20 protein-coding genes are annotated in these 20,260 nt (G+C 42.9%); 14 read left to right on the top strand and 6 right to left on the bottom strand.

Going from position 1 to position 20,260, the window contains the following annotated elements; all coding sequences use genetic code 11:
- Nucleotides 1-299 precede the first annotated feature (299 nt).
- From BUR09_RS04110 to BUR09_RS04095, 4 genes are all read left to right on the top strand, one after another.
- Nucleotides 300-803 carry a nuclear transport factor 2 family protein gene (locus tag BUR09_RS04110; protein WP_217694171.1) on the top strand — a complete coding sequence of 168 codons (504 nt, stop codon included), beginning with the start codon at nucleotides 300-302 and terminating at the stop codon, nucleotides 801-803.
- A 143-nt stretch (nucleotides 804-946) separates the two neighbouring features.
- Nucleotides 947-2,047: an NADH:flavin oxidoreductase gene (locus tag BUR09_RS04105; protein WP_074215661.1), complete on the top strand. Its 1,101-nt coding sequence runs from the start codon at nucleotides 947-949 to the stop codon at nucleotides 2,045-2,047.
- 115 nt (nucleotides 2,048-2,162) lie between these two features.
- Entirely contained in the window at nucleotides 2,163-2,738 is a 576-nt protein-coding gene (locus BUR09_RS04100; RefSeq protein WP_074215660.1) for a TetR/AcrR family transcriptional regulator, read from the top strand.
- 91 nt (nucleotides 2,739-2,829) lie between these two features.
- On the top strand, nucleotides 2,830-3,486 hold the full coding sequence (locus BUR09_RS04095) for a nitroreductase family protein (protein WP_074215659.1): 657 nt from the start codon (nucleotides 2,830-2,832) through the stop codon (nucleotides 3,484-3,486).
- Nucleotides 3,487-3,676: 190 nt separating this feature from the next.
- On the opposite strand, the gene BUR09_RS04090 is transcribed toward BUR09_RS04095, so the two are convergent.
- Together BUR09_RS04090 and BUR09_RS04085 are read right to left on the bottom strand one after the other, a co-directional pair.
- The gene (locus BUR09_RS04090) at nucleotides 3,677-4,048 is read right to left on the bottom strand and encodes a hypothetical protein (RefSeq protein WP_074215658.1); all 372 of its coding nucleotides are present in this window, start codon (nucleotides 4,046-4,048) and stop codon (nucleotides 3,677-3,679) included.
- A 293-nt stretch (nucleotides 4,049-4,341) separates the two neighbouring features.
- The gene (locus tag BUR09_RS04085; RefSeq protein WP_084539319.1) at nucleotides 4,342-6,030 is read right to left on the bottom strand and encodes a sigma-54 interaction domain-containing protein; all 1,689 of its coding nucleotides are present in this window, start codon (nucleotides 6,028-6,030) and stop codon (nucleotides 4,342-4,344) included.
- Nucleotides 6,031-6,208: 178 nt separating this feature from the next.
- Here BUR09_RS04085 and BUR09_RS04080 point away from each other — a divergent pair, with 178 nt between their 5' ends.
- The 8 genes from BUR09_RS04080 to BUR09_RS04045 all read left to right on the top strand — a co-directional run bounded on the left by BUR09_RS04080 (nucleotide 6,209) and on the right by BUR09_RS04045 (nucleotide 13,064).
- Nucleotides 6,209-7,117, top strand: coding sequence for a tetratricopeptide repeat protein (locus tag BUR09_RS04080; protein ID WP_074215656.1), 909 nt, complete (start codon nucleotides 6,209-6,211; stop codon nucleotides 7,115-7,117).
- A 31-nt stretch (nucleotides 7,118-7,148) separates the two neighbouring features.
- The gene (locus tag BUR09_RS04075; protein ID WP_217694165.1) at nucleotides 7,149-8,825 is read left to right on the top strand and encodes a 4Fe-4S dicluster domain-containing protein; all 1,677 of its coding nucleotides are present in this window, start codon (nucleotides 7,149-7,151) and stop codon (nucleotides 8,823-8,825) included.
- Nucleotides 8,826-8,873: 48 nt separating this feature from the next.
- On the top strand, nucleotides 8,874-9,194 hold the full coding sequence (locus tag BUR09_RS04070; RefSeq protein ID WP_074215655.1) for a hypothetical protein: 321 nt from the start codon (nucleotides 8,874-8,876) through the stop codon (nucleotides 9,192-9,194).
- Between the two features lie 62 nt (nucleotides 9,195-9,256).
- Nucleotides 9,257-10,399: a 4Fe-4S binding protein gene (locus BUR09_RS04065; protein ID WP_074215654.1), complete on the top strand. Its 1,143-nt coding sequence runs from the start codon at nucleotides 9,257-9,259 to the stop codon at nucleotides 10,397-10,399.
- 2 nt (nucleotides 10,400-10,401) lie between these two features.
- The gene (locus BUR09_RS04060; RefSeq protein ID WP_074215653.1) at nucleotides 10,402-10,614 is read left to right on the top strand and encodes a hypothetical protein; all 213 of its coding nucleotides are present in this window, start codon (nucleotides 10,402-10,404) and stop codon (nucleotides 10,612-10,614) included.
- Complete coding sequence (locus BUR09_RS04055; RefSeq protein ID WP_074215652.1) at nucleotides 10,607-11,620, top strand: FAD:protein FMN transferase; 1,014 nt, start codon at nucleotides 10,607-10,609, stop codon at nucleotides 11,618-11,620. Before BUR09_RS04060 ends, BUR09_RS04055 begins: the two co-directional genes overlap by 8 nt.
- 413 nt (nucleotides 11,621-12,033) lie before the next feature.
- Nucleotides 12,034-12,555, top strand: coding sequence for a YgjV family protein (locus tag BUR09_RS04050; RefSeq protein WP_074215651.1), 522 nt, complete (start codon nucleotides 12,034-12,036; stop codon nucleotides 12,553-12,555).
- A 245-nt stretch (nucleotides 12,556-12,800) separates the two neighbouring features.
- Complete coding sequence (locus BUR09_RS04045) at nucleotides 12,801-13,064, top strand: hypothetical protein (RefSeq protein ID WP_074215650.1); 264 nt, start codon at nucleotides 12,801-12,803, stop codon at nucleotides 13,062-13,064.
- Nucleotides 13,065-13,195: 131 nt separating this feature from the next.
- Here the strand turns inward: BUR09_RS04045 and BUR09_RS04040 are convergent, their stop codons facing one another.
- From BUR09_RS04040 to BUR09_RS04030, 3 genes are read right to left on the bottom strand one after another with little or no spacing between them, the layout of a single operon-like run.
- Nucleotides 13,196-13,696: a phage holin family protein gene (locus BUR09_RS04040; protein ID WP_074215649.1), complete on the bottom strand. Its 501-nt coding sequence runs from the start codon at nucleotides 13,694-13,696 to the stop codon at nucleotides 13,196-13,198.
- Between the two features lie 8 nt (nucleotides 13,697-13,704).
- Nucleotides 13,705-14,010, bottom strand: a complete 306-nt coding sequence (locus BUR09_RS04035; protein WP_074215648.1) for a hypothetical protein — start codon at nucleotides 14,008-14,010, stop codon at nucleotides 13,705-13,707.
- 35 nt (nucleotides 14,011-14,045) lie between these two features.
- The gene (locus BUR09_RS04030; protein WP_074215647.1) at nucleotides 14,046-15,092 is read right to left on the bottom strand and encodes an AI-2E family transporter; all 1,047 of its coding nucleotides are present in this window, start codon (nucleotides 15,090-15,092) and stop codon (nucleotides 14,046-14,048) included.
- Between the two features lie 452 nt (nucleotides 15,093-15,544).
- On the opposite strand from BUR09_RS04030, the gene BUR09_RS04025 reads away from it, so the two are divergent.
- Nucleotides 15,545-15,994 carry a methylglyoxal synthase gene (locus BUR09_RS04025; protein ID WP_074215646.1) on the top strand — a complete coding sequence of 150 codons (450 nt, stop codon included), beginning with the start codon at nucleotides 15,545-15,547 and terminating at the stop codon, nucleotides 15,992-15,994.
- Nucleotides 15,995-16,587: 593 nt separating this feature from the next.
- Entirely contained in the window at nucleotides 16,588-18,405 is a 1,818-nt protein-coding gene (locus BUR09_RS04020; protein WP_175565983.1) for a methyl-accepting chemotaxis protein, read from the top strand.
- A gap of 125 nt (nucleotides 18,406-18,530) precedes the next feature.
- Here BUR09_RS04020 and BUR09_RS04015 read toward each other — a convergent pair whose 3' ends face one another.
- Nucleotides 18,531-20,186: a cation:proton antiporter family protein gene (locus BUR09_RS04015; protein ID WP_074215644.1), complete on the bottom strand. Its 1,656-nt coding sequence runs from the start codon at nucleotides 20,184-20,186 to the stop codon at nucleotides 18,531-18,533.
- Nucleotides 20,187-20,260: the final 74 nt, after the last annotated feature.

The raw sequence follows: 20,260 nt of genomic DNA, 5'->3' as shown, positions 1-20,260 counted from the left end.
AAAAAAGTAGAGGAAGTTGGATGATGAAATATTTTGCCTTTCATACTTGACCAATCGTTCCAGAATACTTAGTTAGAGGTCAAGGACGAGTTCTCCATGTTCAGCGAGAACTTTTTACATCCGATTTTTTTTAAACTTTTCTATAACGATCGTTACAGTATAGTTGCCGACAATAGAAAGCAAAAGCTAAAAGGCTGCCTTTCATCGTTTGCTAACTATCCTAAATAAAGAAAAACAATCTAGAGGAGCATATGATGACCGAATCACAAAAAATTCAAGTTCTTTGGGATAAATAAGAAATTACTGAGGTAGCGTACAAATTTGCTCGTTCTCTTGATCGAGTAGATGGTGAATTGATGAAAGCATGTTACTGGGATGACGCTATCGAAGAACATCAAGATCCAATTTTTCCAGAATTGTTTTTCTACAACGGTAATGCATGGGAGTTTGTTCCACAGGGAATGGAAGGCTTTAAGGCTCTGAAGGCAACCCAGCACCGAGTCAGCAATATGTTGATTGAACTGGATGGCGATACTGCAACAGCTGAGTGCTACATCTGGGCATATCATGTTGCTGAAGAAGACGGTGTGGATAAAGAAGGTATTCTTGGTGGCAGACACCATTTCATCTTTGAAAAAAGAAATGATGAATGGCGGATTAAGCATCGTTCTACCGTTTTTGATTGGAACCAGAATCAGAATGCAAGTGCAATTTGGAGTGCTAACTATTCAGATAAATACAAGGGGAAGCGCGACACCTCCGACGACAGTTATAACTACATTGAACGGGCAAAAAAAGCGTAATTAAAAAAGAAGCCCGAAAAAGCTCTTAAGAATGTACAGGTTATTCATTCTTAAGTGTCTTAATGAGTTTGGCTGTAACCTGAACTAAATAAACAAGTTGTCCTGAGTTCACTCAGGCAATCGGGTAAACAAAAGAAATAATTATGATGAAAGTATTTGAGAAAAAACGAATCAACGGACTTGAGTTAGCTAACAGCTTTGTACGCTCAGCTACAGCGGAAGGGGCTTCATTACCTAACGATGAAGTATCTAAGCATCATACAGCTACCCTTGCTGCATTAGCAAAGGGTGGAGTAGGGCTGATTATTGCCGGTTCTGCTTCTGTGTCTCCTGAAGGTGGTGCACCAGGTATTGCTGGTATCTACGCTGATTCTCAGATTGAAGGCCATCGTCGAACGACAGACGCAGTTCATGCCGGTGGTGGCAAAATTGCTCTGCAAATCTTTCATAACGGAAAAATGACTAGTAAGGCCGCTACAGGCTTAACAGTGCTGGCAGTATCAAAAGATAATGACATGGGCGACGATGTTAAGGAAATGGATGCTGCCGACTTTAAACGCATTGGTGAAGCGTTTGTTCAGGCAACAGTACGTGCTAAGAAGGCTGGATATGATGCAGTGCAGTTCCATGTTGCCCACGGTTATTTCTTGCATCAAGTTCTGTCTCCTATGGATAATCGCCGTACTGATGAATACGGTGGAACCCTTGAAAAACGTATTCGCTTTATTGCAGAAAGCATTGCTGCAACCCGTAAAGCTGTGGGCCCTGACTACCCACTATTGCTGAAAATCAGTAGTGAAGACTTCATCGAAGGTGGCGTTACCCTTGAAGACGCTCTGGAAGCAACGAAACAATTCGTTGCAGCTGGGATTGATGCTGTAGAAACTTCAAGCGGTTTAGCAGGTGATATCGCAAGACTTGGAATTAATTCTTTTGCAAAAGAAGCATATAATAGAAAGCAAGCGGCCTATTTTAAAGAGAATTTGTCAGTTCCTGTGATGCTTGTGGGCGGTCTTCGCTCTCTAGATGTGGCTGAAATTATGTTGAAAGACGGTGTAGCTGATTTTATCTCACTTTCTCGTCCTCTGATTGCAGAGCCTGACCTTATTAATCGCTGGAAGTCAGGTAGTACTGAAAAGGCGTTTTGTAAGTCATGTAATGGCTGTTTTAAACCGCTGATGACTGGGGACGCAGTAGTTTGTTCTGTTAAGCGTGCTCTCGAGAAGAAAAACGGTACGACTTAGTGAGTCAGTTTCAAGCGACCTTATCCCAAAGGTTAAGGCAATGCCGATAAAGTTGTATTTGGGCGGTCATATATAAAAATATTGACTGATCGTTACAAACGGCTATTTTCTAACTATGGCAAGAAAAAAAGAATTTGATCAGGATGTCATTCTTGACCGTGCTCTCGATCTCTTTTGGGAGCTGGGCTACGAATTTACATCCATTCAGGATTTAGTCGAACGTCTCGGCATCGGTCGTGGCAGTTTGTACAATGCGTTTGGTGATAAACACACGCTCTTTCTTATGGCGTTGAATCGGTATTTAGACAATGGTCTTGCACGAATTAAAAGAGACTTGGAAAGCGTACCTCCGCGCGAGGCTATTCCCTCTTTCTTTAATAAAATAGTGGAAGAGACTATTGCTGATCCGCTTCGGCGTGGTTGTTTTTATGTGAATATGACAGCCGAAATTGCATCCCGTGATTCTGAGGTAGCTGAAATTTTGGCGAGCCATCGTGCCGATGTCGTCAAAGTTTTTGAAAAGGCTGTCATGAAAGCGCAAGAAGCAGGTGCATCGCCTGATCTTAACCCAAAAGCAGCAGCCGAGTTCTTTTATAACACGTTACTTGGTCTTCGTGTTTCAGCCAAATGTGCACCGGATCGTGCGTCCTTAGATCGCATCGTATCCTTAGCAACATCATTACTTAATTAGCTCGTCGTCTCTGCCTCTTAGTAGAGATGCATATAATATTTTTAGACTTTTTTGTAACGATCGTTACAAAAAAGTCTCTAAGGAGAAAAACATGGACTACAATATATTTCTTGAATTGGTTAAAAATCGACGTACTATCAGAAAGTTTCTTCCTGATCCTGTATCCTCAGAAGATGTAGGAAAAATAGTGGAAGCAGCACGTTGGGCACCTTCTGGATTTAACAGCCAGCCTTGGGAGGCTGTAATTGTGACTGATCCGGAACTTAAGGATAAGGTAACCCAAATACTTCAGGGCAAAGATGATGTGGCAGATATTTCGCGTACAAGTTTTGCCGTCGCGCCTGCCTATATTCTTTTCTATGGTGACTTGCGTGTACGCAATTGGGCTCCGAAACCAGTGCGTGAAAATGAAGAGATTTGGCAGTATGTTTTTGAAGCATCTCTGGCAGCTGGCTTTGAACATATGCATCTGGCAGCAACAAGCCTTGGTCTTGGTGCTATGTGGGTAACGGCATCACGTTTCAGTGAGGCGAGTGAAGCAATTAAGGAATTACTTAATCTTCCAGATTACCTTTCTCCATTCGAAATGCTTGCTATTGGCTATCCAAACCATACGCCACCTGAAAAGAAATTACGCTCTCTTGAATCAATGATGCATGAGGCTAAAGGCGAGGCAATCAAATTCCGCTCGTTGAAAGAGATTGAAGCATTTTTTGGTAAAAAAGAAAGGAAAACTAAAGCTGAGTAGTTTTCTGTTCAACAAAACATAAACCTGCTGCTCGCTCTGACTTATTGATTTAGTGGTTATGCGGTTGCATTTAAACCTTTGTCCCCTCAATTATCCCACATAGTAATTTTAAGGCTTAATAGGGGGAGCGTAACTATATGCTGACCATGACGAATATTGAGGGTTGGAGCGAGCAGTGTGATGAGGCAGTTTAGTTTTTTTCTCGAATATGATGCAGGAGCATTCCAAAAGCTGCAAAAGCTGCAATACCTGTTACGCCGCTGGCAGCCAGAGCACCTATCGTTTGCCACGTATCTGTATTTGAAATCGCTGTGTTTGTTAAAATGAAATTAGCACATCCCCAAAGCACAGTTTCAAAACAGATAATACCTGCCACAAGGCCACATTGTGCAAGTGGGCCAGGAGCATTTTTTTTGTGCTCCATATTGTAGGTTACAGTAATAATTATTGTAAATAGCACAATATTTAATAACACCCACAAATGTATAGGGATAAGAGCAATAGTGGCAAGCGGCGTGACAACGAACAATAAGAGCAGGAGCAAAGAGCATTTTTCTTTCATTGAGCAAGTCCTAAAACATAATTATTTCAAAAGGGAATACTGTTATTTCTTGGCTTTACTTGTCAAATGAAAGTTCGCTTTTTTACTGTCTCCCATACATCCCTAACTGCCTGTTAGAACAAATCAGGATAAATTGTTCGGGACTACAGGGCGATGAGACGACTTAAATGTGATTGGATTACTCGTTTTTTATTTTCTCTTTGGTAACAAACACGCATATCAGATTCGCCAGTTAAGAATAAAGAAGCCCCCCAATTAAAAACTTGGAGGGACCTTATCATCTTGTAATGGAGCTATTTTTTCTCTGTAGTAATCCCTAGCTTGCGTATTTTACTGCGTAACGTGCTTGCATTGATATCAAGAAGCTCAGCAGCTCCACCAGGGCCATGAATTTTGCCGCTGGTTGCAGATAGGGCATTCATAATAGCCGTCCGATTTGCTTCTTCTAATGTCTGAACAACAGGAGTGGACTCAGCAGCTGGTGGCAGTGCGTTTTGAGCTATAGGAATTGGAAGATTAAGTTTCGCAAGATGTGCTTCTAAGACCGCTTCAACTCGCGCATCAATAGACTTTTCAAAATAGCTCTGACTTTCTTCTGGTTCGATGTACCATCCCTCGTCTTGCGGCAGAAGTTCTTCCAAAAGAAGGGGACCCTGCGGGGAGAGAGTTACACCTCGTTTAACCAAATTTTCCAGCTCGCGGACGTTACCTGGCCACGAGTATTTAAGCAGCCGTTCTGTGGTTGCTTTTGGTATTTCTGGAAGAGGGGATATTTCCAGCTCGTCACAGGCACTTTTTAAGAAATGATATATGAGTTCCGGAATGTCGCCCGTCCTATTTCGTAATGGCGGTAAATGGATAGGAAAAACGTACAGGCGATAATACAGATCTTCACGGAATGTCCCTTCCTGCAGCATTAATTCAAGATTTCTATTGGTGGCTGCTATAACGCGGACATCAACTTCAATAGATTTAGTACTTCCCAATCTTTCAACAACGTTGTTTTGCAACACCCGTAACAGACGGACTTGTGCTTGAAGCGGGAGTTCCCCGATCTCGTCAAGAAAGAGTGTGCCGCCGTGCGCCTGCTCAAATCGACCGGGTTTACTTGTAGTAGCACCGGTAAATGCTCCCTTTTCGTACCCGAACAGTTCGCTGTCTACTAAGGAATCTGGGATAGCTCCACAGTTTACCTTAATAAATGGTTTGTCCTTTCGTGGTGAAATGCTTTGAATGACATCAGCAATAAGCTCTTTACCTGTGCCTGTTTCACCCAAAATCAATGCAGGAACTTCTCTTCCCTTGAGTTGCTGGACAATCTCCATTGTTTTTCGAAGACCGTTTTGCTCACCTACAATTCTCTTTCCTCTCAGGAAGTCCAGATCTCGTTGAAGCTCTTTATTCTCTTCATTAAGTTTCCTTTGAAACTCTATGGTTCTTTTGTATTGCAACAAGTTGGTCATGGTGAGTGCGAAAGGCGTTAGCAAGTGTTTTAACTTCCGTTCATGCTCTTCGGTAAAGCAGTTCTCGTGTGTACCCATGAAGCAGAGATGACCTATAGTTTCTATTTCTGAGCGGAGAGTGCCAACGAGGTATGAACGTTTCTTGTAGGGGATAAGGTGAGCAAGAGCTCTGCCATGTGCTTCGACAACAGGTTCATTACTAATTTGGGAAGTTCTAGTGAGTCTGGTAACTCCCTTATGGTGCATAAGCAAATTACCAGCTTCTTCCTCTGGTATGGGGACTACTGTTTCTACAAAGTCGAAACGACCTTTCTGGACAAGGAACAGAAGTTTTAAGCTTCGCAATTGAGGAGAGTATTGGTGCAGGGAGATTGCCTCAATTGGAAAATGCTCGGAAAGGAAGTCAAATGTCTCGATAAGCGCAGTCTGCATGTCCAGACTGCCCGTAATACGAGTCATTGCTCCCATTAAAAACGCCAAATCGTCTTCTCGTGTTGCTTTGTTAACCATGTTGCTCATTTCTTATCTGTATCCCGAATCGCTATATATCGCAATTAAAGTGATATGCAGCGATTTTTCTTGTCATATTTCGCATAAGCAAGTGCTTGAGAATCACTACCGTTCTTTAACTGTCTGATATTGCGATTGTAAATTTCTTGGCATGCATCTTGGTAATAAGCAGCCAAGGAGTAACGCTATGAACCAAGTGCAAAGCAGTATTACTGATTCTCAACTGGGAGAACGTATTTGCGAGCTGAAGAACCAGCAGGCGTATCAAGAACTGGTTGATTATTTAATTGGACAAATATCTGCCGGTGGAATGCCGTCAGATTTGCAAGCCAAGGCTTACAATGAACTGGGATTGGCTCACTTACAGTTAGATGAGCCTATGGAAGCAGAGAAAGCATTTCTTTCTGCCATTGAGCGTTCACCAAAAAGCATAAATCCAAAATTCAACAGAGCCAATATTGCTTTGTTTGCTCAGCAGTACGCATTAGCGCTTGAACTGTACCGGGAAATATTAACGGTAGATGCAGGGCATGCTGGTGCAACCTACCATGCTGGACTGTGTTGCGCCATGACAGGCCAACAACAGGAGGCCCTTACGTATTTCGAAACCAGTGCAACGGCAGCGCCCGAAGCTATGGGGCCAAACTTTTGGTCGGGCGAAACGTTGCTGGCCATGAAGCAATACGAATCCGCACTGCCGTATTTTTTACAGGCAGTATCCATAACTCCAGACCATCGAGAATCGCGTCGTGGTGTTGCAATCTGTCAGTTTGAACTTGGCAAATATGACGATTGCATAACGCAGTGTGATGAACTCATCGAATCCGGTGGTGGAGCTGAATATCTTGCTTTCCAGATAAAAGGTGATGCCCTGATTGAGCAGGGAAATATCGAAGCCGCTGCAATGTGCCATCTTGAGTTGGCGTATCTCGATTTTGATGCTCGAGATTATCTCGTTATGCGCTCTCGAAAACTGGAAAAGCAGCACCCAGAGTGTGTTGAAGAGTATGTTGCTTTTCTTCTTAGCGGGATGCCTGACCTAGAACGTGCTTTCGATGGCAGTGCGTTCGAATGCCAATCAGAACAGCAACAGTAGACATAACTTTTCAGTAAAGAGGAGGCATACAATGTCGAATGAGCAAAATCCAATGGACATTATCAACGACCCTAAAAACTTTACTTCCACACCATATGGAGAGGAAGAGACATTAGAGGAGTCTGTTGAAAGTAACGAGCCAGAACCATCTCAAAAGAAAAAGAAAGGGGTATCGCGCCGTAACTTCCTCAAGTACGGCGGTGCAACCGCGGCGGCTGCTACAGTAGCTGGTGCGGGCGGAGCCGGTTTTGCTATCGGTCGTTCCGATGATGCGTATACCGGTTATGGGCGAACATATCAGGGCGGAGATATGTTCTTTAACCGCGAGCCATTTAGAACAGATGTTCCTGCGATGATGACACCGGTAGGTAAAGTAGAGCGTCCTGAGTGGACTGAATACCTCTTCCTGCGTTTAGCAGCTTTGGTGAAAATCATTAAGAGTGGTGAATGGACTCCTGATATGGGCGTGGACAAGTTGCCTGGTCCTGTGGGGGATCACTACCGAGCTCGTCCTGGCGATTTAGAGATCATGCTTGAATCCTTGCAGCGTAACATCAAACGCGCCGAAGCATGGGAGAAGGAAAAGCATAAACGCTATGCACTTGCAGGTGCATATACTGGTGCGCTTCGTTTCGGTGGCATGGAACACGCAGATCATACCAACCGTCTTCCTGAAGATCCGCATGATGAACATATGCGTTCAGGTAAGCCAGTTCCGCCTGAGGATTGGGACTATCGCGGCATTTGGCGTGATAAGCCTATGGAGTTCAAATCACCTAAGCATGCATCCCAGTTAATTAAGCGGATGGCGCATCAGTTCGGCATGTCTTTGGTTGGTATTGCTAAATTTGACCCACGTTTCATGTTCAAAGGACTCATGCGCGGTATGCCTAACAAAGGGCATGACAGCTGGGGAGACAAGGTTCCTGAGCACTGGAAGTCCATCATTGTTTTCGGTGTACCAATGAACTGGGACGGCACCTATTCCGCAGTTGGATACTCAACTTCCTTTGACGCGTATTTCCGTTCCCGTTGTGCAGCCAGCCTTATGGAGCGATTCATCAAGGAATTGGGTTACCCGGCACGTGCACAGTTCCCGGGTCATAACTATGAAATTATGATGAGTCCTTATGTGCAGCTGGCTGGTCTTGGCCAGTACAGCCGTGCGGGTATGGTTATGGTTCCAGAGCTTGGAGCAAACTTCCGTCCGGCAGCAGTTATTACCAACATTGAGTTTGAATACGACAAGCCAATCGACGTTAAGATGGCTGACTTCTGTAAGAAGTGCAAAATCTGCGCAGAAAACTGTCCATCCGGTGCCATCACGTTTGATGATGAACCAAAGACTGTAGTTCGTGGCTTTAAGCGTTGGAAGCTTAACGAAGAGAAATGCTACCAGCAGTGGGCTAGCGGTACCACACAGTTTGGTCTTGGTTGTCGTGTCTGCATTGGTGTTTGTCCATATTCCCGTAAGAACACATGGATCCATACTATCTCCCGAGAGCTGGAGCCTCGTGACCCTACAGGTCTTGTTGCCACAGGCTTGCTTGCTATGCAGAAAAACTTCTTCAAATTCCATGAAGCAGAAGACTACCGCTCTGACTGGAACGGTGGCAAGGAAGCAAACTACCATAATCCGCCTTGGTGGCTACGCACAGAAAACTTCCTCAAAGTTGAGAAGACGTGGGACTACCACGGCATGGAATAGATGCCTTTCCAGTTACAATCAATCTTTCAGTAATATTGGAGAAATACAATGTTTCCCGGAACTACAATGCTTGATTACCTGTTTTGGATGACCATGGGCGCGCTACAAGTCCTGGTTGTTATGGGGATAGGCGAATGGCTGAAGTCTTATGGTAAAAAAATCGTCTGGTGGCACGTGGCACTTATTTACATGGCATTTGCTTCGTTTTGCTCAGTTGTTGCCGGTGGTTTTACACTTATGGGTGAATACGAATCCATCGCTGGATGGTACTTCATAGGTGTTCTTGGTCTGCCTGTTGTTATTTGCAGTGCTATAGGCCTCAGGCTCTTTATTATGAAAAAGCCAGCTGACTCTACTCAATCTAACTAACACAATATCTGCGGCGAACCGAAAACGTAACGGTTCGCCGTAGAGCTCTCTGGAGAGTGACTGTGTCTCGAAAATCTATTGAACGCATACTGGCAGTACTTTCACTGTGTATCCTGATAGCGGCGTGGGTAGCTGGCGGGGTGCGCTCTGATGAAGCCGGACTTGAACGGATAAAGAATATCTCAGCTGATATTGAAGGGGTGAAGCAGGTTCGTCCTTCAGTGTATGAAGGGCATCGTACAGGTGAGCCTGATGACAAACTTTATATCGGCTTAGCTGAACACCCAAGTTATGGCGGACCACTGCAGGTTGCAGTGGTAGTAAACCGCGACGAAATTATTGAACGGGTTGCGCTAGTTCAATCAACGGATACTTCCACATACATTACACGGGTGCTGGGAGACGGTGTGCTTGATGCTTTTCTTGGTGCGTCGTCCTCTAACCTTCCTCATGTAGATGCTGTATCCGGTGCAACATTGTCTTCCAACGCTATGCGTAAAGGCGTGGAGAAGGCTGTTGACTACATTCGAGGTTCAGCCGTTGAGGAAAGTACAGTGCAGCTTTCCAATGAGGAGATGAGTAAGGCTGCGTTGAGTACCTTGTTCTTTTTGTTGGCGTTCGTCATTTCAAGCCACTTTTTCAAGTGGAATAAGAAGTATGCCCGATTAGGGCTGCTGGGTGTGTGCACGATAGTTTTAGGCTTTATGTATGGTGCCCAGTTCTCTCTCGCTTCCCTTGTGTTATTCCTGAGCGGTCTTTGGACAAAAGGGATGGCATCGTACACGGCATTGATCTGTCTTGTACTGGCGCTGGTTATCTTTCTTGCGACACGTAAAAATTTATACTGCGCAATGCTTTGTCCTTTTGGTGGTGTTCAAGAGGGACTTGGTCGAATTACTGGCTGTTCTGCTCCTAAAAAGACGGAATGGATGAAGTGGACCGCACGTGGTTTTACATTGTTTGCCATGAGTGCAGCTGTGTATTTCAGGAATCCGTCTGATGCTCAATTTGAGCCGTTTGGCATGGCATTCTCGTTTATTGGCTCTACAGCTATTTTTGCACTCACTGTCCTAATTGTGGTTACATCACTCGTGATTAAGCGCCCGTGGTGCACCTTGTTGTGTCCTATTGGCAGTCTATTTGAGTACCTCACATTTATGCGAACTTGGTTAGTGCCAAGCAAAAAGCGCAAGGCGGAGCAGTAATCATGAAATTTCGATCTGTAGTTACACTTATAGTGTTTGTGTTGTTTGTGGGGCTGTGTGGGTACGAGTTGGCTAATAACGTAACAAACAGTTTTCAGCGTGATACCGCATCCGTTCGTTATGTTCGCAGCCTCGAAAGTCCCAAAAAAGAGGATGTGAAGAAACCAACTTTTGATCTTGATAAAATATTGGAGGAGACCGATGTCAATGGTTAGCAGAAGACGGTTTCTTTATGCTCTTGGAGCAATGGGGGCACTTGGACCCATGGCTCCTTTGAGCCGCGTGATGGCAGCTGATGACTTGTCTCAACTGCACAAGCGTGCGGAAACGCAATTCCGAATGGGAACCTTTCTTTCTATTACAGCCTATCATGAAAGCAAAACCGTGTTGGATGAGGCTATTGGAGCAGCGTTTAATACTGCAGCGAAAGCAGAAGGTCTATTCACACGTTACGAAACACAAAGCCCACTGGGTGTGCTTAATTCCCAAGGTGTGTTGAAGGATACTCCTTCTAATGTGACCAACCTGTTGAAGCGATCTCTTGTCTTAACGCAGAAGACGAATAGAGGGTTCAATCCAGCTGTAGCGCCTGTTTTACATATTCTTGCAAAAAACAATGTGGGATCATTAACAGAGCTGCCAAGGTCCTTGCAGGCTGATTTGAAGCGACTTTCTAATCCTGAACACGTTGTTATGAAAGGGCGAACTGTTCGACTTGCCAGTACGGAAGCGTCCATAAGTCTGGACGGTATCGCCAAGGGGCATGTCGTTGATATTGTAGCTGAAGAACTTGAACAGCAGGGCGTTCATAATTTCCTTGTGAATGCAGGTGGAGACATCCGCATTGGTTCTTCAGTGACAGTTAATCAAGAGTGGAATATAGGTATTCAGAATGCAAGTTCTCCGGCTGAAAACTTGTATACAATTCCGTTGCGTCACAGAGCGATGGCGACATCAGGTAACTATGAGAGTCTGGCCTCTAAAGGCTACAACCACATTGTGCCGATGACCTCACAAAAATTATCTTCCAATACGCCAGAGTGCACCGCTGTATCTGTAATGGCGCCAACCTGTACAGAAGCAGATTCTCTAGCTACCGCACTATTCGCCATGGGAGTAGAGCGAGGTACAAGATTTATTAATCGTCACCCTGCCTATGCCTGTTTGTGGCAAACCTCAAATGGTAGCATCACTTCTACAAATTGGAGTTATACAGGATAAATTATCTGCGCTGGAGATTTTGGACAAAGACAAATCAACGCGCATAGCGCAGCTATCTAATGGTAAGTTGGTTACCTCAATACGCTGTAGAAAAGCTCCCTTTAAGGGGGCTTTTCTTATTGGGGCTCTGAACTTCAAGCTTCGCAAAAGTTAAAGCAATTCTTTAACTTTTTAATTTTAATCTGTATATACAGTGTGTTGTCATAGCCAAATTATATGTGTTTTATAGTTTGTTACAAACGAACATTGTTCTTTTTATATGAATACTGAGTGGATGGAAGTTAAGGAATTAGAATTGACGCTGAGTCTAACAGGGTGATAGGCAGCCAAATGCTGCATAAGAAATTTTTGAGCTTTTGCAACTTAGGAACCGTGCCTTCTACTATTCATTTTCTTTAGGAGAACTATTCGTCATGTCTTTTTATCTCATATCGCAGGTTCTTGTCGGCATTGCCATCCTATTTGATATCCTGTCCTTTCAATTCAAAGATCGAAAACGAATTGTTCAATGCCTCTTTGTCTCCGGTACATTGATCTCAACTCACTTCTTCTTGCTTGGACACCAGACTGCCGGTTTTTTGATGTTGGTGGCAACACTTCGTTATCTAACAAGTGTGTTTACAACATCACCAAGGGCAATGGCTTTATTCATTGGTCTGGCACTCATGGCAACAGCATTGACGTTTGAGGGAATGTTAAGTGTTTTGAGCTGCGTAGGCACAACTTTCCATACAGCAGGTGCATTTTCTAAAAATGACAAAAGACTTCGAATCTTAATGATCATCGGGACATTGTTCTGGATACCGCATAATTACCTTGCCTCGTCTCCTGTAGCGGTTGCTATGGAACTATTATTTTTGAGCAGTAACTTGGTTGGGTACTATCGACACTACCTAAAAGGAAGAAATCTCTTCAGATGGAATTTTTCCGGATAAGAACAATTAAAAGGCCTTAGCGATTCATCGTTAAGGCCTTCTTTATGAGCAATGGGTGGTAATAAAAACAAGATTGTTTAGCCTTAAATACCGTATCCTATCGCACAGCATAAACAAATACTGTCGAATGCCAACATGTTATGATCTTATGTGATAATTAGCCTTTTCGTTTTCCCTTTTGCTGCAGTGCCACAAGGCTATGTGTCGGTAACAGCATACAACTTGAGGATGGTAAGGAGAGAATTATGGAAGATCTAAAAAAATTGTTTGAAGAGAAAAAAGCTCAACTTGAACAACTGCGTGATGAAGTTGCCCTTAAAGCTCATTTGGGAAAAGCAGAAGTAAAGGAAGAGGCGGATAGACTTGAAAAGGAATTGGATCTCTTTGTTGCCAAATATAAGCCCATGGTAAAAGAAGCAGGAATAACAGCGGAAAAAACAGGAGCAGCTCTTGGCGTTGCTGCTGATGAACTAAAAGCTGGCTATGAAAAAATACGTAAGATGCTGTAATTTTTTTTATCTCTACGAGATTATGCTCCCTCAACTTGAGGGAGCATAAAAATTTTGTTCTGCTGCTATATAGAAACTTATGCTTCAATCAAGCACAACCGGTCACTAAATCTACTAACTATGGAGTTGAGTTATGACGCTCCTTTTTCCCGACTTTTTTTGACTGCAGCAGCAAAGAGACCAAGAACAGGGGTAATGCTGGTAATCAACGAGGTAGAACCAGCTAAGATACCCGCCACATTATCATGAATCCGCCTGACATCACTTGTTACTTCACCTACTTCAGCCTTAACTTTTTCAAAATCGGCATTCAGGCCTTTGCAGGCAATATCCCGAACCTCTTTAATTACCTTTTCCTGCTCGGTATTGCTTTTGATCTGTTGTGATATCAACAGAAGCAGCAATGCAAGCAGCCCATCAATTAGTGCAACCAGCAGTGCTGCGATTGTTGAGCCGTACAACTTGGACAGTCCTAGATATACAGCAAACGTAAACATCCCCAGTGCCAGTAGAGCAAGGATTAACGCTGCAATTTTAAAAGCAGCTTCTCTAGCCATGCGACGTGTTTGCAAGCGGAACAAGGCAACTTCTGACCTTAGAAGAATTTGTATTTTATTCATTGAATCATTCATAGCTGTTCCTATTTTGAAAATACACGTCCAATCAAAAATCCAAGGGCAAATGTTGCGACAAGTGTTACTGGGTTAGCCTTTCGAATTTCCCTGCCTGCTGTCACTGCAACATCGGCAACAGCCTGAACAATTTCTTCTGCTTCCAGCAATTGTGATTTCTCTTTACCCATTGCTTTTTGCTTTTGCTCATACTCAGAAGCTTCCGAAGCCTTCGGGGAAAGGCTTGCTTTTTCTGTTGCACTTTTTTTTGATTCACAAATGGCCAACTGTGTCCGCAGGTACTCTATTTCGTGTTGTAATTCTTCATGTGTCATTGTTGATATTCCTTTTTCGCTGATCAACGATCAGGTTATTCTTCTATTGTCTCTTCCTGCGGAGGAGCAGGGCCTAGCAATACCGCCAGCCAGCGTGTTTGAGGATTTGCTTCCGCACCGTATTTAATCAGCATAGTCAGCGGAACCGATAACAGCATGCCGGCTGGACCGAGCAACCACCCCCAGAAAACCAACGACAAAAAGACAGCTAATGTAGACAATCCCACTTTGTGCCCCATAACCGCAGGTTCAACTATATTTCCGATAACTATATTCACTGCCAGGTAGAGGGCTAAAACGCTTAATGTCTCCATTAACCCAAGTTGCAGACAGGACATAAGCACTGCAGGAGCGGCAGCGAGTATAGAGCCAATGGTAGGAATAAAATTCAGTATAAAAGCCAGGAAGCCCCATAACGAGGCAAAATTGAGCCCGATCAGAGTTAGGCCGATAGTGATGAAAACGCCTGTTATTAAGCTTGTGAGTGCTTTTATGGAAATGTACTGCTTTGTACTTTCAAGAATAAATGTACATTTTTTGAGCAGTTCGCCTTCCTGAGCGTGATCAATGGCGTGGATTTTTTGGGGGAGCCTGTGTCCTTCAAGCAGCATGAAGAAAACTGTGAACATAATCAGTGCGACATTACTCAACACCTTTCCAAGTCCGGAGATGAACGAGTTTGCAAATCCGAGGACCACATTGGGATTTATTACTTCAGAAAGGCTTGATTCAGGCAATTCAATATTATGCTTTAAAAGCCAGAGGTCTACTTTTCCCATAAGACCTGCAAGCTGTGCTTGATACTCTGGAATTGACCTGCTGAATTGCGATGCTGATTTTCCTAAAAACAAGGCAATCCCAACTTCAAAAAAAAGTGTGATCAGCACTACAATTCCAACAGCAAAAAGATTGGAGAAACCACATCGCTTTAACCAACCGACAGGCACTGTTATGATGATGGAGATGAAAATAGATAAAAGAAAGGGTATTACAAGGCCTTGAGCTACGCGAGCAGCAAACAGGATTAAGAGAATTCCAGCGATTGTCAGAACAGAATCACGTAATCTTGATTTTCGGTTCATGCATCCTCCATCTCTTGTCCGCTACAGTCCGCAATACGGTAAAGATTATCTGATAGAGGGGGCAAAAACTATTGCTTGATAGTGGATAATGGAAGAGGGATTTTCTCTTTCAGCGAGGAGCGCAAAAAAGATAAAAGCATAACGCAGTGTTAGAGTGAAAGGCGTTTTCTTGATAAGATTTAAGGAATAATGATTATCCTTTTTTTAATAAAGTAGTTACCTGCACTACATTAGTATGGCTTTCCATGGAAGGTACAAAGAGTCATAAAGAAAAAGGGTGATCCCCCTATAATTTTTATACTCATGTTGTTGTGACACACGTTGTCTGCATTTTGTTAACCATAACGTAACATTCTATGCATATTGTGTTGTTGTCAAAAAAGAGCAGTGCTACCATGTTAATTACAGTGACATAAATTTACTATCATATAACAGAAGAGGACTGAGGGCTTATGGAACTCATCAAGAATATCGCCATTGTCGCTCACGATAACTGCAAAAAAACGATGCTTGAGTTTGTAGAACCCCATCATGAAGTGTTACTTCACCATAATTTGTTTGCTACTGGAACAACCGGCAGTCTAGTTGAGAAGTTGCTTCAAGAAAAATGTACTGATGTAGAAGGAGTACATTTTAAGGGCGTACATAAAATGAAATCTGGACCACTTGGTGGAGACCAGCAATTAGGTGGATTAATTGCAGATGGTAAAATTGATGTACTCATCTTCTTTTGGGACCCGATGGAGCCTCAGCCTCACGATGTAGATGTTAAGGCGCTGCTTCGTCTTGCTGTTCTTTATAATATTCCAACCGCAAGTAACCGGTCGTCAGCAGATTTTCTTATTTCTTCACCATTTTTTTCCAGTAAATACGAAATACTGGATTGCGGGTACACAAAATAACTTTTTGCTACTCAACTAATTGATTTAGAGCTTATTATTGGCACAACGTCACCTCTTGCGGTGATGCTGTGCCTTTTTTAAGGACAGTCCATATTGTAGGAACTAAAACTAAAAAAGTTTGAATATGGAAAGAATAGCCTAAACATTACAAAATTATTGTCGATAAATGTCATGATCATTGCCTAATTCTCTTAAGCTGCTGTAAGTTGGCACTAGGGATGTGAGTATATTTTTATTTGCTGTAGGTCGTAGTGAACCGGTCCATTTTCTACTTCCTGCACATGTACAAAGCATACTTATCCGTATTTTTCTATTTTTAAAGTTAAAATAAATCAAACATTTGGGTCGTTTTTTTCAGAATTTACTCTGTTAACTACAATGACTCATTATGAATGCAGGTAGGAATGGCCTCATATTAATTATGAGGTCATTTTTTATGTCGAATTTTTTGATACGACATATGTGAAGTGAAACGTTTTTTATCGTGCTGTAAATACAACGATTGTCGAATGTTTGTGTCGGCAAGCCGTTATAAAGTCATGCTTCTCAAACCAATTGGTCAATCTTTAACAGAATATACAAGTGAAACTATCATGCTACGAAAAATCAAAATCGCTACGAGAATTCAGCTGCTTTTTGCCTTACTTCTGCTTTCGCTTGGTGGACTGCTCGTAGAGTATTGGCAAGCATCCAATATGCTCATGGAAACGAGCTCGTTGGAAGTTAACAAAAGAATGACCATTCAGGAAAAGGATAAAATTACTGCTGCAACTAATATTCTTGCAAGTGCACTTGCCGCCTCGCTCGAAAATGTATCGGATCCGGTAGAACAGCAGAAAATTATTCAAAACGCATTTACCAAAATCCGTTTTGAAAAAGATAAGTCAGGATACTTTTACGCTTATAAAGGTACTACATGTGTAGCACATGGTGCTAACCAGTCTCTTATTGGTAAAAACCTTAACCAGCTTAAAGGGCCTGACGATACATATATTATTCAGGAATTATTTACCCTGGCTAATTCTGGAGGCGGAATTACTGAATTTGATTGGGAAAAACCGGGAGAAGGCTTACAGCCAAAGATTGGTTCAGCTCAGTTCATTGATGGAACAGATATCTGGATTGGTACTGGTGTCTATTTGTCTAATATTCGAAAGAATCAGGCAGAATTTAAAACAAATCTCATGAGCATAGCTCGTCCTAGAATTATTTTTGTTGCAAGCCTTTTTGGTGTTTTCTTAGCAGGTATACTGTTTCTCTGCCTATTTATTATCCGTAGTATCCTTAGGCCGCTAACTTCTGTTACACAAGGGGCAAAGGATATTGCAGCTGGCCAGCTCGATTTACAAATCTCCACAGACGGTACAGACGAGCTTTCAGAATTGGCAGTAGCAATGAATGTTATGTCTAAAGAACTTGTAACCGGTCACAATGATTTGCACAAAGCCAGCCTTGAAGCAAAAGAAAAAGCTCAGGCCGCAGCAAGTGCTCATAAAGAAGCAGAGAAAAACAGACATGACCTTCAGACATCCTATGATGAAATTCTGCGTACAGCCCACATGCTTGAACAGGCCGCTGTAGAGAGTAAATCAATGATGGAGACCCTTGCTGGTCACATGAGTACAGTTGGTGAAAAGTCCTTTGACCAAGTTAATCAGATGAGTGAAGTTGATCACGCAATGGAGAACCTGCACCAAGCTGCTATCCTTATTAAAGAGCTTGCTAATCAGGCAATGTCACAGGGCAAAAATGAGCTTGAGACTGTCCGTGAAGGTTCTCAAATGATTGAAATGTCTCTTTCTTCTATTAAAGATGTACATAAAAAAGCGAACCTGCTTCAGGAGCAAATGAGTCAGCTTGACCGTCAGGCAGAATCTATTAACCAGGTTATGGTGGTTATTTCTGATATAGCAGACCAGACAAACCTGCTTGCTCTTAACGCTGCAATTGAAGCTGCTCGTGCTGGCGAAGCAGGTAAAGGCTTTGCAGTAGTTGCAGATGAGGTGCGTAAGCTGGCTGAAAAGACAATGGAAGCTACTAGAAAAGTAGGCGGTACAATCTCTGGTATTCAACAGGCGACCCAGATGAATACACAGTCTATGAACAGTATTGCGCAGGACATTACAGATACAGCCAAACTTGCAGAAGAATCCGGTGAACGTTTTAAACAAATAGCTATCGGCGCAGAAACAACATATGATCGTTCATTGCAGATTTCTGAAGTTGCAGACAGGCAAGAGAACGAATATACACAAGTATCCATAGCGTTAACACAGATGGAAAAAATAGTAGCCGCTTCAGGAGAAGAGGTAGAAGGCGCAACACAAGTGATTACAAATCTAGGAGAAACAACAAACCAAATTACAACGGTTACTGAAGAGTTGCGTCTCCATGCAAACACCACATCATAGTTGTTTGATCATATAGGCTTAAATTAAAAGTACCCGAGGTTCTTTCGTAGTAGAACCTCGGGTTTTTATTTACTGAGTCAGCAGGGTAAGCCTTTCCTTTGTTATAAATTTACGTCATTCATTCCCTAGCTTGGGTGCTTTGGTGGAGTAGGTTTCATTGACCCAACTCCCGTTATTTCATCCAGCTTTTCAATAAGAATATTGGATTCATTTAGACAGTGCCGTATCTCACAGGCAAGTCCAATACCGATTTCATCATAAATATTGAAAGCATAGTCCGCTCCTCCTCTCAATAGAGGTTCAATCTCGTCGTCATATTCTGTAATTGCAACGATTTTACTCTTTACGCCTTTTTCTTTCGCCATAGTCATCGCGTATAATTTTGCGTCAAGATCTGGAATAGTGAGTACCCCCATCTGTACAGTTTTTATGGGTACAAGGCGTCGCCAGAAGTCACCATCAGAGACATCTGCATATATGACTTCGCGTCCATCAAGATTATGCTGTTTCACTTTATCCTGATCAGAATCTACCCCGAGTATGACATTACCGAATCGTTTTCGGAGGGCATCATATGTTTGCGTGCCTACACGTCCCATGCCGACAATTACTACCTGCCAAGGGACTGTCAGTGTAATATGTTCCTCGTCAGGATGCGATTTCTCTGTTTCAAATTGGGTAAGTCTGTATCTCCATCTTTCAAACAATTCTTCAACCTGCACATTCAATGGTGAAGCAACAATGAAAGACAGAGATAAAGCAATCGCAAGCACTACAAGCCAACTGCTGTCGAGCCAGCCGTTCGAAACCCCTATGGCACCAACAATGAGTCCGAATTCGCTATAGTTGGTAAGGTTCACTGCAGTGATAAAAGAGGTTCGGGCGCTGAGGTTGAAACGTGTAAACAAAAAGAAGAATAAGGCACTCTTAAGCGGAATAAACAACACAAACAGGGCAGCAATACCAAGTGTTGCCATGTCTGGGAATCCTCGAAGTCCAATGCTTAGGAAAAATCCTAGCAGCATAAAATCTTTAATGCTCAGCAGAGAGTCAGCAAGTTCCTCTGCTTTTGGGTGCGTGGCGAGGAGCATGCCCATAATCAATGCACCTAGGTCTGCTTTTAATCCCACCAACTCAAATGAGCCTGCACCGATTGCAAGGGCGAGAGCCATGCCGAAAAGCACCTGTAACTCCCCGTGTCCTGTATGGTCGAGGATATATCTGAAAACAATTCTTGCTACCGGAAGCAGGGCAATTACAAGTAAAGCCCACAAACTTGGAATCTTACCCGTTGAAAAAGTAATAAATAGTACGGCAAGTATGTCCTGAATAATTAGAATACCAATAGCAATTCTACCATTGAGAGAATCTGTAAGACCGTTTTCTTCCAAAATTTTTACTGCAAATACAGTACTGGAAAAACTTAAGGCAAAGGCGACAAGAAGAGAGACTTCGAGACTAAAGTCAGTAAAAAACCCTAAGACGGTTGCAGCAACAAGGTGAATTCCAAAGCCCAAAAAAAGTACAGTAACAAGCATATGAATTGAACCAACTGCCCATATTTCCGGTCGCAGTAGCTGACGTATTTTCAGCTTAAGCCCAATGGTGAAAAGCAGAAGTGTGACGCCTAGATCGCCTACTTGTTGAATAGTCTCAGAAGCTGTGAACCCCATTGCGTTGAGAATGAAACCGGCAATAAGGAATCCCGTAAGAGCTGGAAGGCCAGCACGGTTTGCAAGAAGACCGAAAATAAAAGTGACGGATAGAATTACTGGATCCATACACGCCCCAACGTACTTTACAGATTTTATGGTTAGAGAAACGCTACAGTCTGTTTACAGTGATTTTAAAATAT

Source organism: Halodesulfovibrio marinisediminis DSM 17456 (assembly GCF_900129975.1).
Lineage (GTDB): Bacteria > Desulfobacterota > Desulfovibrionia > Desulfovibrionales > Desulfovibrionaceae > Halodesulfovibrio > Halodesulfovibrio marinisediminis.
This window is presented reverse-complemented; position numbering and strand designations above follow the sequence as displayed.